This is a genomic window from Paraburkholderia sp. BCC1884 (assembly GCF_900996225.1).
Classification (GTDB): Bacteria; Pseudomonadota; Gammaproteobacteria; order Burkholderiales; family Burkholderiaceae; genus Paraburkholderia.
The window spans coordinates 12,688-25,776 of record NZ_CAAJGL010000067.1 but is presented as its reverse complement, the minus strand read 5'-3'; the positions used below and the strand labels follow the sequence as shown (position 1 = coordinate 25,776).

Below are 13,089 nucleotides of genomic sequence, written 5' to 3'. Positions count from 1 at the left end.
CGTTGAACGTAAAACCGTTCAACGTGCTTTTTAATGCCCGGCGTACCGAAGTCAGGCCGCCATGACCGGCACCACCGCCAGCGAAGGTGCCTGCTTGCGGCGCTCGCGTGTCGGCGCCGTGCCGAACGAATCGCGATAGCTTTTCGAAAAATGGCAAGCCGACTGGAAGCCGCACGCCATCGTGATGTGCATGATCGACATGTCGGTTTGCAGCAGCAACTCGCGCGCGCGCCGCAGACGCAGCGTCAGATAGTAATGCGTCGGCGTCATCCCGAGATGTTCGCGGAAAAGCCGCTGCAATTGCCGTTGCGACATACCGGCCAGCCGCGCGAGTTCTTCGCGCGAGAGTGGCTCTTCGATGTTGTTCTCCATCAGCGAGATCACTTCGAAGAGCGACTTGTTGGCCGAACCGAGCCGCGCCACCAGCGGCATCTTCTGTTGCGCGCTGGTATCGCGCACATGTTCGACGATGAACTGCTCGGCGATCTGCGTGACGCGCGCCGTACCTACGCGCGGCGCGATCAGGTTCAGCATCATGTCGAGCGGCGCCACACCGCCCGTGCAGGTGACGCGATCGCGATCGATCACGAACAGTTCTTTCAGAAAGCGCGTGTCGGGAAACTCTTCCTTGAGCGCCGACATGTTTTCCCAATGAATCGCGCAGGCATAACCGGCCAGCAGGCCGGCACGCGCAAGCGCATAAGTGCCGGTGCACAGACTGCCGAGCACACTGCCGAGCCGGGCGAAGCGGCGCAACGCGGAGAGATGCGCGAGCGTGGTGGCGTGCTGGACGTTGATGCCGCCCACCACGAACACGATATCGGGTTGACCGACGGATTCGACCGGACCGGTGTCGACAGAGAGACCATTGCTTGCGGTGACCGGGCCGCCATCGGGGCTAACGATCGACCAGCGGTACAGCGTTTGTCCCGTCAGGTAGTTCGCCATGCGCAGCACTTCGATGGCGTTGGTGAACGCGATCATCGTGAAGTTGGGAAGCGGCATGAACGCGAAGTGGGACAACGACGCCGTGCGATCGGTGGACATGTGAGGAATGATTCCTTCGAATCTGTAATATCGCGTCGCCGTGGGGAACTGCGACTTTTTCAATTTTGCGTATTAGCGCAACTACCATGCCATCAGGCTAAACCCTCGATAGCGCATGCATTCAACGGGGATAGCCAAATAAACGGCACCACAACAGCGCAGCGAAGGTTTCGCGCGCACCCGAACTGCGCGCGACGAGCGAGTGCAGTGCGCCATCGCCCGCTTTGGCGAACGGTCGTTCGATGAAATGCAGTGAGATGCGAGATCGCCGACTTGTCGAAAAAGGACGCCGATGGCGGAAAAGGCAAAGAACGCGTCTGAATTCGTAAATTGACATGCGGGGCTAACGTCAAGAATAGACGCAATGCAGACCGGCAGCAGCATCGCCGCAGCGGACACCCAGCGGTGCTTGCGGCCTACCGTCAACGACTTCACGGACTTTTCATGTCGAACCCGAATCCCTTCTTCGAAGAATCGCTCGCGACGCACGATGCGGCGGTGCGCGGCGCCATTTTGAAAGAGCTGGAGCGCCAGCAATCGCAGGTCGAGTTGATCGCGTCGGAAAATATCGTGTCGCGTGCGGTGCTCGAAGCGCAGGGCTCGGTGCTGACCAACAAGTATGCGGAAGGGTATCCGGGCAAGCGTTACTACGGCGGTTGCGAATACGCGGACGTAATCGAGACGCTGGCGCTGGATCGTATCAAGCAACTATTCAACGCGAAATTCGCCAACGTGCAACCGCATTCCGGCGCGCAGGCGAACGGCGCGGTGATGCTCGCACTGGTCAAGCCAGGCGACACGGTGCTCGGCATGTCGCTCGACGCGGGCGGCCACCTGACGCACGGCGCGAAGCCCGCGATGTCGGGCAAGTGGTTCAACGCCGTGCAATACGGTGTGAATCGCGACACGATGCTGATCGATTACGAGCAGATCGAAGAACTCGCGCAGCAGCATAAACCGGCGTTGCTGATCGCCGGCTTCTCGGCCTACCCGCGGGCGCTCGACTTCGCACGGCTGCATGCGATCGCCGATAGCGTCGGCGCGAAGCTGATGGTGGATATGGCGCATATCGCCGGCGTGATCGCGGCGGGCCGTCACCAGAATCCGGTCGAGCATGCGCATGTGGTCACGTCCACCACCCACAAGACCCTGCGCGGTCCGCGCGGCGGCTTTGTGCTGACGAACGACGAAGACATCGCGAAGAAGATCAACTCGGCCGTGTTCCCCGGCTTGCAAGGCGGCCCGCTGATGCACGTGATCGCCGGCAAGGCGGTGGCGTTCGGCGAGGCGCTGCAACCCGGCTTCAAGACGTATATCGACAGCGTGCTCGCCAACGCGAAAGCCTTGGGCGAAGTGCTGAAAGACGGCGGTGTCGATCTGGTCACGGGCGGCACCGACAACCATCTGCTGCTGGTCGATTTGCGCCCCAAGAGTTTGAAGGGCAATCAGGTCGAGCAGGCGCTGGAACGCGCGGGCATCACCTGCAATAAAAACGGCATTCCTTTCGACACCGAAAAGCCGACGGTCACGTCGGGGGTTCGCCTCGGCACGCCGGCCGGCACCACGCGCGGCTTCGGCGTAAGCGAATTCCGCGACGTGGGGCGCCTGATCGTCGATGTGCTCGACGCACTGCGCGATCACCCGCAAGGCCATGCCGCTACCGAACAACGTGTGCGCCGCGAGATTTTTGCGCTGTGCGAACGCTTTCCCATCTACTGAGCACGCCTGGAGCAAACGATGAGCACTCTGCACGACAACAGCATCATCATCGACGGTCTGAACATTTCCAAGTTCGAGCGTTCGGTATTCGAGGACATGCGCAAAGGCGGTGTGACCGCGGTGAACTGCACGGTGTCGGTCTGGGAAAGCTTCCAGAAGACCGTCGACAACATCGCCGAGATGAAGCAGCAGATCCGCGAGTACGGCGAGATCCTGACGCTCGTGCGGACGACCGACGACATCTTCCGCGCGAAGAAAGAGAACAAGACCGGCATCATCTTCGGTTTCCAGAACGCCCATGCCTTCGAGGATAACCTCGGCTATATCGAGGCATTCAAGGATCTCGGCGTGAACGTGGTGCAGCTTTGCTACAACACGCAGAACCTGGTGGGCACTGGTTGCTACGAGCGCGACGGCGGTCTGTCCGGTTATGGCCGCGAAGTGATTCAGGAAATGAACCGCGTCGGCATCATGGTCGATCTCTCGCACGTGGGCGGCAAGACTTCATCGGAGGCGATTGCCGCTTCGAATAAGCCGGTGTGCTACTCGCATTGCTGCCCGTCGGGTCTGAAAGAACATCCGCGCAACAAAAGCGATGAACAGTTGAAAGAAATCGCGGACGCAGGCGGTTTCGTCGGCGTGACGATGTTCGCACCGTTCCTCAAACGCGGCCCGGACGCGACCGTCGATGACTATATCGAGGCGATCGACTACGTCGTGAATCTGATCGGTGAAGACCAGGTCGGCATCGGCACGGACTTCACGCAAGGCTATAGCACCGAGTTCTTCGACTGGATCACGCACGACAAGGGCCGTTATCGCCAGTTGACGAACTTCGGCAAGGTGGTGAATCCGGAGGGCATTCGCACGATCGGCGAGTTTCCGAATCTGACGGCCGCGATGGAGCGCGCCGGCTGGAGCGAGACGCGCATCAAGAAGATCATGGGCGAAAACTGGATACGCGTTTTCGGCGAAGTCTGGAAGGTCTGACTCTTCCGCCGCCTCTCAAGAAGCCAAACTTATAAAGCGAGCCTCCACATGCAACCCCAACTGCCTATCGACGTCGACGCGAACACCGGCGTCTGGACCACCGACGCGCTGCCGATGCTCTACGTGCCGCGTCACTTCTTCACGAACAACCACACCGCCGTGGAAGAAGCACTCGGCCTCGACGCGTATGCGGAGATTCTCTACAAGGCCGGCTACAAATCCGCCTATTTCTGGTGCGACAAGGAAGCCAAACAGCACGGTATTTCAGGCATGGCGGTGTTCGAGCATTACCTGAAGCGTCTGTCGCAACGCGGCTGGGGCATCTTCACGATCACGGAATCGGATCCGTCGAGCTCGCACGCTCGCGTGGAATTGCACTACTCGTCGTTCGTGCTCGCGCAGCCGGGCAAGGAAGGCAAGCTTTGCTACATGTTCGCCGGCTGGTTTGCGGGCGCCATGGATTGGGTGAACGACACCGCGCCGGACGGCGCCCGCAAGGGGCCGCCGTCGCATTCGAAAGAATCGCGCTGCGCGGCCGAAGGCCACGATCACGATCATTGCGTGTTCGAAGTGTCGCCGCTCGCAGCATAACAACGCACCCAGCCTATTCATTCCGAGGTCGATCGCGATGCGTTACCCGAACCTTTTCAAGCCTCTTACGCTGAACAAGCTGACTTTGCGCAACCGCATCGTCAGCACCGCGCACGCGGAGGTGTATGCGGAACCGGGCGGCCTGCCTGGCGAGCGTTATATCCGTTACTACGAAGAGAAGGCCAAGGGTGGGGTCGGCCTCGCGATTTGCGGCGGCTCGAGCCCGGTGTCGATCGACAGTCCGCAAGGCTGGTGGAAGTCGGTGAACCTGTCGACCGACAAGATCATCGATCCGCTCGCGCGTCTCGCCGAAGCGATGCACGCGCATGGCGCGAAGATCATGATCCAGGCTACGCACATGGGTCGTCGTTCGGCATTTCATGGCGAGCATTGGCCGCATCTGATGTCGCCTTCCGGCGTGCGCGAGCCGGTGCATCGCGGTAATGCGAAGATCATCGAAGTCGAAGAGATTCGTCGCATCATCAGCGATTTCGCTGCGGCTGCGAAGCGCGTGAAAGACGCCGGTATGGACGGCGTCGAAATCTCGGCGGCGCACCAGCATCTGATCGATCAGTTCTGGAGCCCGCGCACCAACTTCCGTACCGACGAATGGGGTGGCTCGCTCGAAAACCGTCTGCGTTTCGGCACTGAAGTACTGAAGGCGGTGCGCGAAGCCGTCGGCCCGGACTTCTGCATCGGTCTGCGCATGTGCGGCGACGAGTTCCATGAAGACGGGCTCGATCACGAACAGCTCAAGGAGATCGCTCAGGCGATGAGCGAAACCGGTCTCATCGATTACCTCGGCGTAATCGGTTCCGGCGCGGACACGCACAACACGCTCGCCAACTGCATGCCGCCGATGGCGCTGCCGCCCGAACCGTTCGTACATCTTGCGGCCGGCATCAAGTCGGTGGTGAAGCTGCCGGTCATGCACGCGCAAAGTATTCGCGATGCGGGCCAGGCCGAGCGTCTGCTGGCAAGCGGCATGGTCGATCTGGTCGGTATGACGCGCGCGCAGATTGCCGATCCGCACATGGTCATCAAGATCCGCGACGGTCGCGAGGATGAAATCAAGCAGTGCGTCGGCGCGAATTACTGTATCGACCGCCAATACAACGGACACGACGTGCTGTGCGTGCAGAACGCCGCGACCTCGCGTGAGGCGACCATGCCGCATGTGATCGCGAAGACGCGCGGACCGAAGCGCAAAGTCGTGGTGGTCGGGGCGGGGCCCGCGGGACTGGAAGCGGCGCGTGTCGCGAAGTCGCGCGGTCACGACGTGGTGCTGTTCGAGAAGAACGACTATGTCGGCGGCCAGATCATGCTGGCTGCGAAAGCGCCGCAGCGCGAGCAGATGGCGGGCATCGTGCGCTGGTTCGATATGGAAACGAAGCGACTCGGCGTAGAGCGTCGCCTGGGTGTCGCCGCCGACGAAAAAACCATCATGGCCGAGAAGCCGGACATCGTCGTGCTCGCAACGGGCGGCTCGTCGTTCACGTCGCAAGTCGCGGCGTGGGGTGTGGATGAAGGTCTCGCGGTGAGTTCGTGGGATGTCCTTTCCGGCAAAGTCGAACCGGGCAAGAACGTGCTGGTGTACGACGGCGTCAGCACGCATGCCGGTGCGGGCGTGGCCGATTTCATGTCGAGCCGTGGTTCGAATGTCGAGATCGTGACGCCTGATGTGAAGGTCGCCGACGACGTCGGCGGCACCACGTTCCCGATTTTCTATCGACGTCTCTACGCACAAGGCGTCATTCATACGCCGAACTACTGGCTCGACAAGGTCTACGAGGAAGACGGCAAGAAGATCGCCGTGATCCGCAACGAGTACACCGAGGAGCAGGAAGAGCGCGCCGTCGATCAGGTGGTGATCGAGAACGGCAGCACGCCGAACGACGAGTTGTACTGGACGCTCAAGCCCGAGTCGCTCAATCGCGGCCAGGTGGACGTGCACAAGCTGTTCGCGTCCGAGCCGCAGCCGTCGCTGTCGGAAGAACTCGGCAATGGCCGTTTCCTGCTGTTCCGCGTCGGCGACTGTATTTCCATGCACAACATTCACGGCGCGATTTACGACGCGCTGCGCCTTTGCAAGGATTTCTGACGATGAGCCCCGTGTTTGTCATCACCGTCCTGTTGTGGTTGTCGATGGCGGGTCTGGCGTTTGCGCTCGTGAAGCGTGCCGCGTACTGGCGTGAAGGCCGCGCCACGGCGGCGGGGGCGTATGGCTGGACCAATCTGCTGGCGATCCCGAAGCGCTATTTCGTCGACCTGCACCATGTGGTGGCGCGCGATCCGTACATCGCCAAAACGCACGTGGCGACCGCGGGCGGCGCGATTCTCGCGATGGCGCTGGTGTTCCTCAATTACGGGCTGGCGATCTATTCGCCATGGCTCGACAAGCTGATCTTCCTGGCCGCGCTCGTAATGCTGGTGGGGGCGGTGTTCGTCTGGCGTCGACGGCATGGCGCGAAGGCCGTACCGGCGCGCCTGTCGCGTGGACCTTGGGATCATCTGCCGCTGTTGCTGGGGTCGTTCGCGCTGGGGCTGGTGCTGTTTATCGCGTTGCCGGCGGGTGCGATGTCGGGCGCGCTGGCCGTGATCGTCGCGCTGCTGATCGGAGCGGGTGCGTTCACCATGACGTTCGGCGCCGCACGGGGTGGTCCGATGAAGCATGCCATGGCCGGCTTGCTGCACCTTGCGTTTCATCCGCGTCAGGAGCGGTTTGCGCAGCGTAACGATAACGATGTCGTGCCGCCGACCGCATTGAAGGTGCCGCTGCTCGACGCGAAAGAGTATGGCGTCGGCAAACCGGTGGAGTTTCGCTGGAACCAGTTGCTCAGTTTCGATGCGTGCGTGCAATGCGGCAAATGCGAAGCGGCGTGCCCTGCGTTCGCCGCCGGTCAGCCGCTCAACCCGAAGAAGCTGATTCAGGACCTGGTCACGGGCATGGTGGGCGGCACGGACGCAGAATACGCGGGCAGCCCGACACCGGGCATTGCGCTCGGCAAACATGCCGGTGCGCCGGGCAAGCCGCTGATTTCCGGTCTGATCGAAGCGGACACGCTGTGGTCCTGCACGACCTGCCGCGCTTGCGTACAGGAGTGCCCGATGCTGATCGAACACGTCGACGCGATCGTGGATATGCGTCGCAACCAGACACTCGTGGAAGGGAGCGTGCCGGGTAAAGGCCCGATCACGCTGGCGAATCTGCGCGAGACCGGCAGTGCGAACGGCTACGACATCGGCGCGCGTTACGACTGGGCAGTCGATTTGCAGGTCCAGGTCGCGCAGCCGGGTCGACCCGTCGACGTTTTGCTGATCGCCGGTGAAGGCGCGTTCGACATGCGCTATCAACGTACCTTGCGCGCGCTGGTCAAGGTGTTGAATCGCGCGGGCATCGACTATGCGGTGCTGGGTGGCGTGGAAACCGATACCGGCGATACGGCACGGCGACTCGGCGACGAAGCCACGTTCCAGCAACTCGCGCACAAACTGATCGGCACGCTGTCGCAGTATGAATTCCGCAAGATCGTCACGGCCGATCCGCACGTCCTGCATAGCCTGCGCAATGAATATCGCGCACTGGGTGGCTTCTACGAAGTGCAGCACCACACTGCGCTGATCGAAGAACTGGTCGCGAGCGGCAAGCTGACGCCGCGTGCGGTCGCCGCCTTCGCCGACCGCAAGATCACGTATCACGATCCGTGCTATCTGGGCCGCTACAACGGCGAGACGGAAGCGCCGCGCCGTTTGTTGAAAAGCATCGGCATCAAGGTCGTCGAAATGGAGCGTAACGGCATGCGCGGACGCTGCTGCGGCGGCGGCGGCGGTGCGCCCTTGACTGACATTCCGGGTAAGCGTCGCATCCCCGACATCCGTATCGACGATGCGAAAACCATCGGCGCGGAGATCGTCGCAGTGGGATGCCCGAACTGCACGGCGATGTTGGAAGGCGTGGTCGGCGTGCGTCCGGAAGTGCTGGACATCGCCGAACTGGTTGCAGCAGCGCTGGAGTAACGCGATGAATACGCTGAAAAGAATCGATCCGCGCCGACCCTTCACGATCACGGCCGAAGGGCTTAGACGTATCACGCTGGGCATGACAGGCGTGGCTGCGGCGATGGACTTCGCCGCCTCGGGCAGCGCCGCGCATCGTGAACATGCCAGATCGCGCCGCACTACGGCCGCCCCGCAGCGCGTGTTGCTGGTGGCCGCCCGCGCAGACCGTGGCGCTCTGGACGATCACGCGCGCCAGACGCTGGCTGGCGCCGCACTGATTGCCGACGCCACCACCGAGGTCGTGCTGCTCGTGTTCGGCGAATTCACCGGCGATGCCGCCGAACTCGGCGCGGACAAGCTGATCGAGTTGCCCATGTTCGATCGCCGCAGTTTCGCGCCGCTCGACGAATTGAACGCGCTGGCCGCGTGCGTCGCGGCCTATGCACCGGCGCATGTCTTCCTGCCCGATAACGCGACCGGCGATGGCGACCTTGGCCGTCGCTATGCCGCCGTGGCGAATGCCAGCGTCGCGACCCATGTCGTCGAGATCGACGCTGTACACGTCGCGGCTTATATCCATGCGAATACGGCGTTCGCGGTGCGTTCGCTGCCCGACGTGGTGCTGCTCGCGCCCAATGCCGTCGAACCGAAGCTGCCGTTCGTCGGTGCCGGCGAGCGGGTGGTGTGGCGCTTCGACGGCGAGCCGGCATCGACCCGAGGTACGGTCCGCGATCTCGGCATCGAGGAAATCGATGCGGCGCAGCTGGCGCTGGAAGAGGCGGACTTCATCGTTTCGGCCGGCAATGGCGTGAACGATGTGCCCGCGTTCGAACGCCTCGCCGGCACGTTGGGCGCGGCAATCGGGGCAAGCCGGGTCGCCGTGGACGACGGCAAATTCACCCGCGACAAGCAGATCGGCGCGACGGGCAAAACCGTGGAAGCGAGTGTCTATATCGCGTTCGGCATTTCGGGCGCGGTGCAGCATCTGCAGGGCATCAAGGATTGCCGTCATGTGATTGCGGTGAACCTCGATGCGAGCGCTCCCATTGCCAAACGCGCGAATCTGACCGTGATCGCGGACGCGCAGGAAACCATCGCGGCGCTAAACGAAGCAGCGCTGGCGGCACGCACTGCGCGCGGCACGGGCGTCGCCCTGTTGAATACGACTGCAATGGCCGAAGGAGCGCTCGCATGAAGATCGCCGTCCTCGTTTCCGTGGGCCGCCACCCGGTGAGCGGCACAGTGCGCTACAGCCGCAACGACGCCGCCGCTTTGACGATGGCCCTGTCGCTCGCCAAAACGCACAAGGCGACGCTCGACGTGCTGCACGCGGGCGATCCGTCCAATCCCGCGCTGCAGGAATATCTTGCACTCGGCGCGCGCACCGTCGAGGTGCTCGAAATCTCCACCGGCGCAGACGCACGGACCGACGCAACCGCGCCGCTCGCCGCGCGTCTGCGTGGATATGACCTCGTGTTGACCGGCACGCGTGCCGAAGGCGCATTCGATAGCGGCATGCTGCCGTATCGCGTCGCCAATGCGCTCGAACTGCCGTTGGTCGGCGCCGCTGTCGATCTGAGCATAAGCGATGGCTACGCACAGGTCCGCCAGTTCATGCCGAAGGGCTTGCGCCGGCGCGTCGAAGTGCGCCTGCCCGCGCTGATCGCCGTGCATCCCATGGCGAACGCCGCGCCCAGTTATGCCTATGCGCGTCTGCGCGAAGGCACGATCCGGCCGGTCGCCACACAAGCCACGGCGAACTCCGACGAGCTTGCCTGGAGCGTGCGTGCAGCCACCGCCAAACCGGTGCGTCTCGCCGCCGCCGAAAAGCGCTCCGGCCACGCCCGCATGCTCTCGGCGACCACCACCGAAAGCCGGGGCGGCAGCGTCGTAATTGAAGGGAGTTCCGTCGAAAAAGCACAAGTGATCCTCGCGTATTTGCGCGAGCATCAACTCGTGGATTACTGATTTTCCGGCTCGGGCCAGCACGCGACCAGGAGGGCCTGGCGCGGCGCCAGACGTGACATGCAACGGAGCAAACAATGAAAGTTTCGGCAGACGTTCGCGCAATGATCGAACGCCGCAAAAAGAATTACACGCTGGAAGCGCCGTTCTATACGAGCGAGGATATTTTCGCGCTCGACATGGACGCGATCTTCCGGCAGCACTGGATTCAGGTTGCGGTCGAGCCGGATGTGCCGGAGCCGGGCGATTACATCACGGTGGAACTGGGCCACGATTCGATCCTGATCGTACGCGACGACGACATGCAGGTGAGGGCGTTTCATAACGTCTGCCGTCATCGCGGCGCGCGTTTGTGCAATACCGACAAAGGCTCGCTCGGCAATATCGTCTGCCCGTATCACAGCTGGACCTATAACCTGAACGGCGATCTGATGTTCGCCGAACACATGGGCGACCAGTTCGATCGTTGCAAGCACAGCCTGAAGGCCGTGCACGTCGAAAACCTCGCCGGGCTGATTTTCATTTGCCTCGCTGAGAATCCGCCCGCCGACTTCTCCGTGATGCGTGCAGCAATGGAACCGTATCTGCTGCCGCACGATCTGGCGAGCTGCAAGATCGCCGCGTCGATCGATATCATCGAAGACGGCAACTGGAAGCTCACGATGGAGAACAATCGCGAGTGCTATCACTGCGTCGCGAACCATCCTGAACTGACGATTTCGCTCTACGAATACGGCTTTGGCTATCAACGCACGCCTGCCAACGAAGAAGGCATGGCCGCTTTCGAAGAGACCGTGGCGCGCCGTACCGCGCAGTGGGAAGCAATGAAGCTGCCGTCGGCGGAAATCGAACGGCTGGCCGATCTGGTGACGGGTTTTCGCACGCAGCGCCTGCCGCTCGATCGCGACGGCGAATCGCAGACGCTCGATGCGAAAGTCGCCTCGAAAAAACTGCTCGGCGGTTTCGAGCAGGCGGATCTCGGCGGTCTGTCGTTCTGGACCCAGCCGAATTCGTGGCATCACTTCATGAGCGACCATATCGTCAGCTTCTCGGTGATTCCGCTATCGGCGGGCAAGACGCTGGTCCGCACCAAGTGGCTCGTGCACAAGGACGCGCGCGAGGGTATCGACTACGACGTCAACAACCTGACCGCCGTCTGGCGCGCGACGAACGACCAGGATCGTGCGCTTGTCGAGTATTCGCAACGCGGCGCGAACAGCAGCGCTTATGAGCCGGGTCCGTATTCGCCGTTCACCGAAGGTCTCGTCGAAAAGTTCTGCGAGTGGTACATCGCGCGCATGGCCGACTACAGCGATGCACCTCAGTCCCACGGCGCCGGCGAACCGACACCGGCTTCACACGGCGAGAAAGTCGTGTCTTTCAAGCGCTGAGCGCGACACCGCAACCAGGAGCGGGAGAAAACAATGATGCGCGATCAGGCGACGTTTCAGTCGAGCGCCGAGCTGGCTAAAAGCCACGCTGCCAGCCGTGTCACGCAGCCGCGTTTCTGGGATGCGTTGCCGGCGCGTTGGGATAGCGATACCGACGACACGCTGGTGTGCTGCCAGGTTCGTCAGGAAACGCACGACGTCAAGAGCTTTTTCTTTCGTGCGCCCTCCGAGCGGGCCTTCGTGTTCGAGCCGGGGCAGTTCATCACGCTCGAACTGGAGATCGACGGCGAGTCGGTGAATCGTTGCTATACGATTTCCTCTTCGCCGACGCGGCCGCACACGATTTCGATTACGGTGAAGCGGGTGCCGGGCGGCAAGGTCTCGAACTGGCTGCACGACAATCTGCGGGTGGGTTCCGATGTGCGCGTGCTGGGTCCGTCGGGTGAGTTCACCTGCGCGCGGCATCCGGCGCGAAAATTTCTTTTTCTCTCGGCAGGCTCGGGCGTTACGCCCTTGATGTCGATGAGCCGCGCGCATCACGAACTCGGTGAAGACAGCGACATTGTCTTCGTGCATAGTGCGCGCACGCCGGACGACATCATTTTCGCGCGTGAGCTCGATCTGATTGCCGCCAATCAGGCACATTTCCGCACGTCGTTCGTTTGCGAGCGTGTTGGTGCACGCACGAACTGGCCCGGCGTGACCGGTTTTCTGACCTTGCCGCTGCTCAAGCTCATCGCGCCGGATTACCTGGAGCGCGAAATCTTCACATGCGGCCCGGCGCCGTACATGCAGGCAGTACGTAATCTGCTGGACGAGGGCGGCTTCGATCGCAGCCATTACCACGAAGAAAGTTTCTCGTTCGAGACGGTCAGCGACGTAGCGGCGCAGTTGACTACCGCGCATGTAGCGGATGCCTTGCGAGGCGCGAGCATACCGATCGCGGCGGAAAATTTCGAGCAGGCGCGTGAAGAGGCGCCGGGTTTCGAGCCGGCTCCCGCACCCGTCGAAACGGAAACCCGGTTCAAGGTCAGTTTCGCCAAAAGTCATCGCGAGATCGAATGCGGTAGCGGCCAGCATGTGCTGGATGCGGCGAAGAAGGCCGGGGTGCGTTTGCCGGCATCGTGCACCCAGGGCATGTGTGGCACCTGCAAGGTCAAGCTGGTGTCCGGCGAGGTCGCAATGAAGCATGCGGGCGGCATTCGTCAGCGGGAAATCGATCAGGGCATGGTGCTGTTGTGCTGCAGCAAGCCACTCAGCGATCTCGTCGTCGACAAGTAGGGGCCTTAGGTAAGACAAGAAAAAAACCAGCGCAGCGAGCTAAGTCGCCTGCAGACAACTGGATGTCGTAAAACAACGCTACCCGGTATTTCTGGCTGGCGATTCT

At 62.0% G+C, this 13,089-nt stretch carries 10 protein-coding genes; 9 read left to right on the top strand and 1 reads right to left on the bottom strand.

The genetic code is table 11. From position 1 onward, the window contains the following. Positions 1–51: 51 nt before the first annotated feature. Positions 52–1,047: a GlxA family transcriptional regulator gene (locus tag FQ705_RS06675; RefSeq protein WP_144138622.1), complete on the bottom strand. Its 996-nt coding sequence runs from the start codon at positions 1,045–1,047 to the stop codon at positions 52–54. 444 nt (positions 1,048–1,491) lie between these two features. Between FQ705_RS06675 and FQ705_RS06670 the strand changes: the two genes are divergently transcribed. From FQ705_RS06670 to FQ705_RS06630, 9 genes are all read left to right on the top strand, one after another. Beyond that, positions 1,492–2,766 carry a serine hydroxymethyltransferase gene (locus tag FQ705_RS06670; RefSeq protein ID WP_144138621.1) on the top strand — a complete coding sequence of 425 codons (1,275 nt, stop codon included), beginning with the start codon at positions 1,492–1,494 and terminating at the stop codon, positions 2,764–2,766. 18 nt (positions 2,767–2,784) lie between these two features. After that, entirely contained in the window at positions 2,785–3,756 is a 972-nt protein-coding gene (locus FQ705_RS06665; protein WP_144138620.1) for a dipeptidase, read from the top strand. A 48-nt stretch (positions 3,757–3,804) separates the two neighbouring features. Beyond that, entirely contained in the window at positions 3,805–4,347 is a 543-nt protein-coding gene (locus FQ705_RS06660; RefSeq protein ID WP_144138619.1) for a DUF5943 domain-containing protein, read from the top strand. Positions 4,348–4,384: 37 nt separating this feature from the next. Continuing rightward, positions 4,385–6,448 carry an NADH:flavin oxidoreductase gene (locus FQ705_RS06655; protein ID WP_144138618.1) on the top strand — a complete coding sequence of 688 codons (2,064 nt, stop codon included), beginning with the start codon at positions 4,385–4,387 and terminating at the stop codon, positions 6,446–6,448. Between the two features lie 2 nt (positions 6,449–6,450). Then, positions 6,451–8,364, top strand: a complete 1,914-nt coding sequence (locus tag FQ705_RS06650) for a (Fe-S)-binding protein (protein WP_144138617.1) — start codon at positions 6,451–6,453, stop codon at positions 8,362–8,364. Positions 8,365–8,368: 4 nt separating this feature from the next. Further along, entirely contained in the window at positions 8,369–9,541 is a 1,173-nt protein-coding gene (locus FQ705_RS06645; protein WP_144138616.1) for an electron transfer flavoprotein subunit alpha/FixB family protein, read from the top strand. Beyond that, positions 9,538–10,314, top strand: coding sequence for an electron transfer flavoprotein subunit beta/FixA family protein (locus tag FQ705_RS06640; protein WP_144138615.1), 777 nt, complete (start codon positions 9,538–9,540; stop codon positions 10,312–10,314). Before FQ705_RS06645 ends, FQ705_RS06640 begins: the two co-directional genes overlap by 4 nt. A gap of 74 nt (positions 10,315–10,388) precedes the next feature. Next, positions 10,389–11,702, top strand: a complete 1,314-nt coding sequence (locus FQ705_RS06635; protein ID WP_144138614.1) for an aromatic ring-hydroxylating oxygenase subunit alpha — start codon at positions 10,389–10,391, stop codon at positions 11,700–11,702. A gap of 33 nt (positions 11,703–11,735) precedes the next feature. Beyond that, positions 11,736–12,983: a hybrid-cluster NAD(P)-dependent oxidoreductase gene (locus FQ705_RS06630; protein ID WP_144138613.1), complete on the top strand. Its 1,248-nt coding sequence runs from the start codon at positions 11,736–11,738 to the stop codon at positions 12,981–12,983. Positions 12,984–13,089: the final 106 nt, after the last annotated feature.

Excerpts from the sequence above, each read along its gene's own strand:
- FQ705_RS06660 (WP_144138619.1), top strand. The coding sequence starts at position 3,805 with ATGCAACCCCAACTGCCTATCGACGTCGACGCGAACACCGGCGTCTGG.
- FQ705_RS06675 (WP_144138622.1), bottom strand. The coding sequence starts at position 1,047 with ATGTCCACCGATCGCACGGCGTCGTTGTCCCACTTCGCGTTCATGCCG.
- FQ705_RS06630 (WP_144138613.1), top strand. The coding sequence starts at position 11,736 with ATGATGCGCGATCAGGCGACGTTTCAGTCGAGCGCCGAGCTGGCTAAA.
- FQ705_RS06650 (WP_144138617.1), top strand. The coding sequence starts at position 6,451 with ATGAGCCCCGTGTTTGTCATCACCGTCCTGTTGTGGTTGTCGATGGCG.
- FQ705_RS06670 (WP_144138621.1), top strand. The coding sequence starts at position 1,492 with ATGTCGAACCCGAATCCCTTCTTCGAAGAATCGCTCGCGACGCACGAT.
- FQ705_RS06665 (WP_144138620.1), top strand. The coding sequence starts at position 2,785 with ATGAGCACTCTGCACGACAACAGCATCATCATCGACGGTCTGAACATT.
- FQ705_RS06645 (WP_144138616.1), top strand. The coding sequence starts at position 8,369 with ATGAATACGCTGAAAAGAATCGATCCGCGCCGACCCTTCACGATCACG.
- FQ705_RS06640 (WP_144138615.1), top strand. The coding sequence starts at position 9,538 with ATGAAGATCGCCGTCCTCGTTTCCGTGGGCCGCCACCCGGTGAGCGGC.
- FQ705_RS06655 (WP_144138618.1), top strand. The coding sequence starts at position 4,385 with ATGCGTTACCCGAACCTTTTCAAGCCTCTTACGCTGAACAAGCTGACT.
- FQ705_RS06635 (WP_144138614.1), top strand. The coding sequence starts at position 10,389 with ATGAAAGTTTCGGCAGACGTTCGCGCAATGATCGAACGCCGCAAAAAG.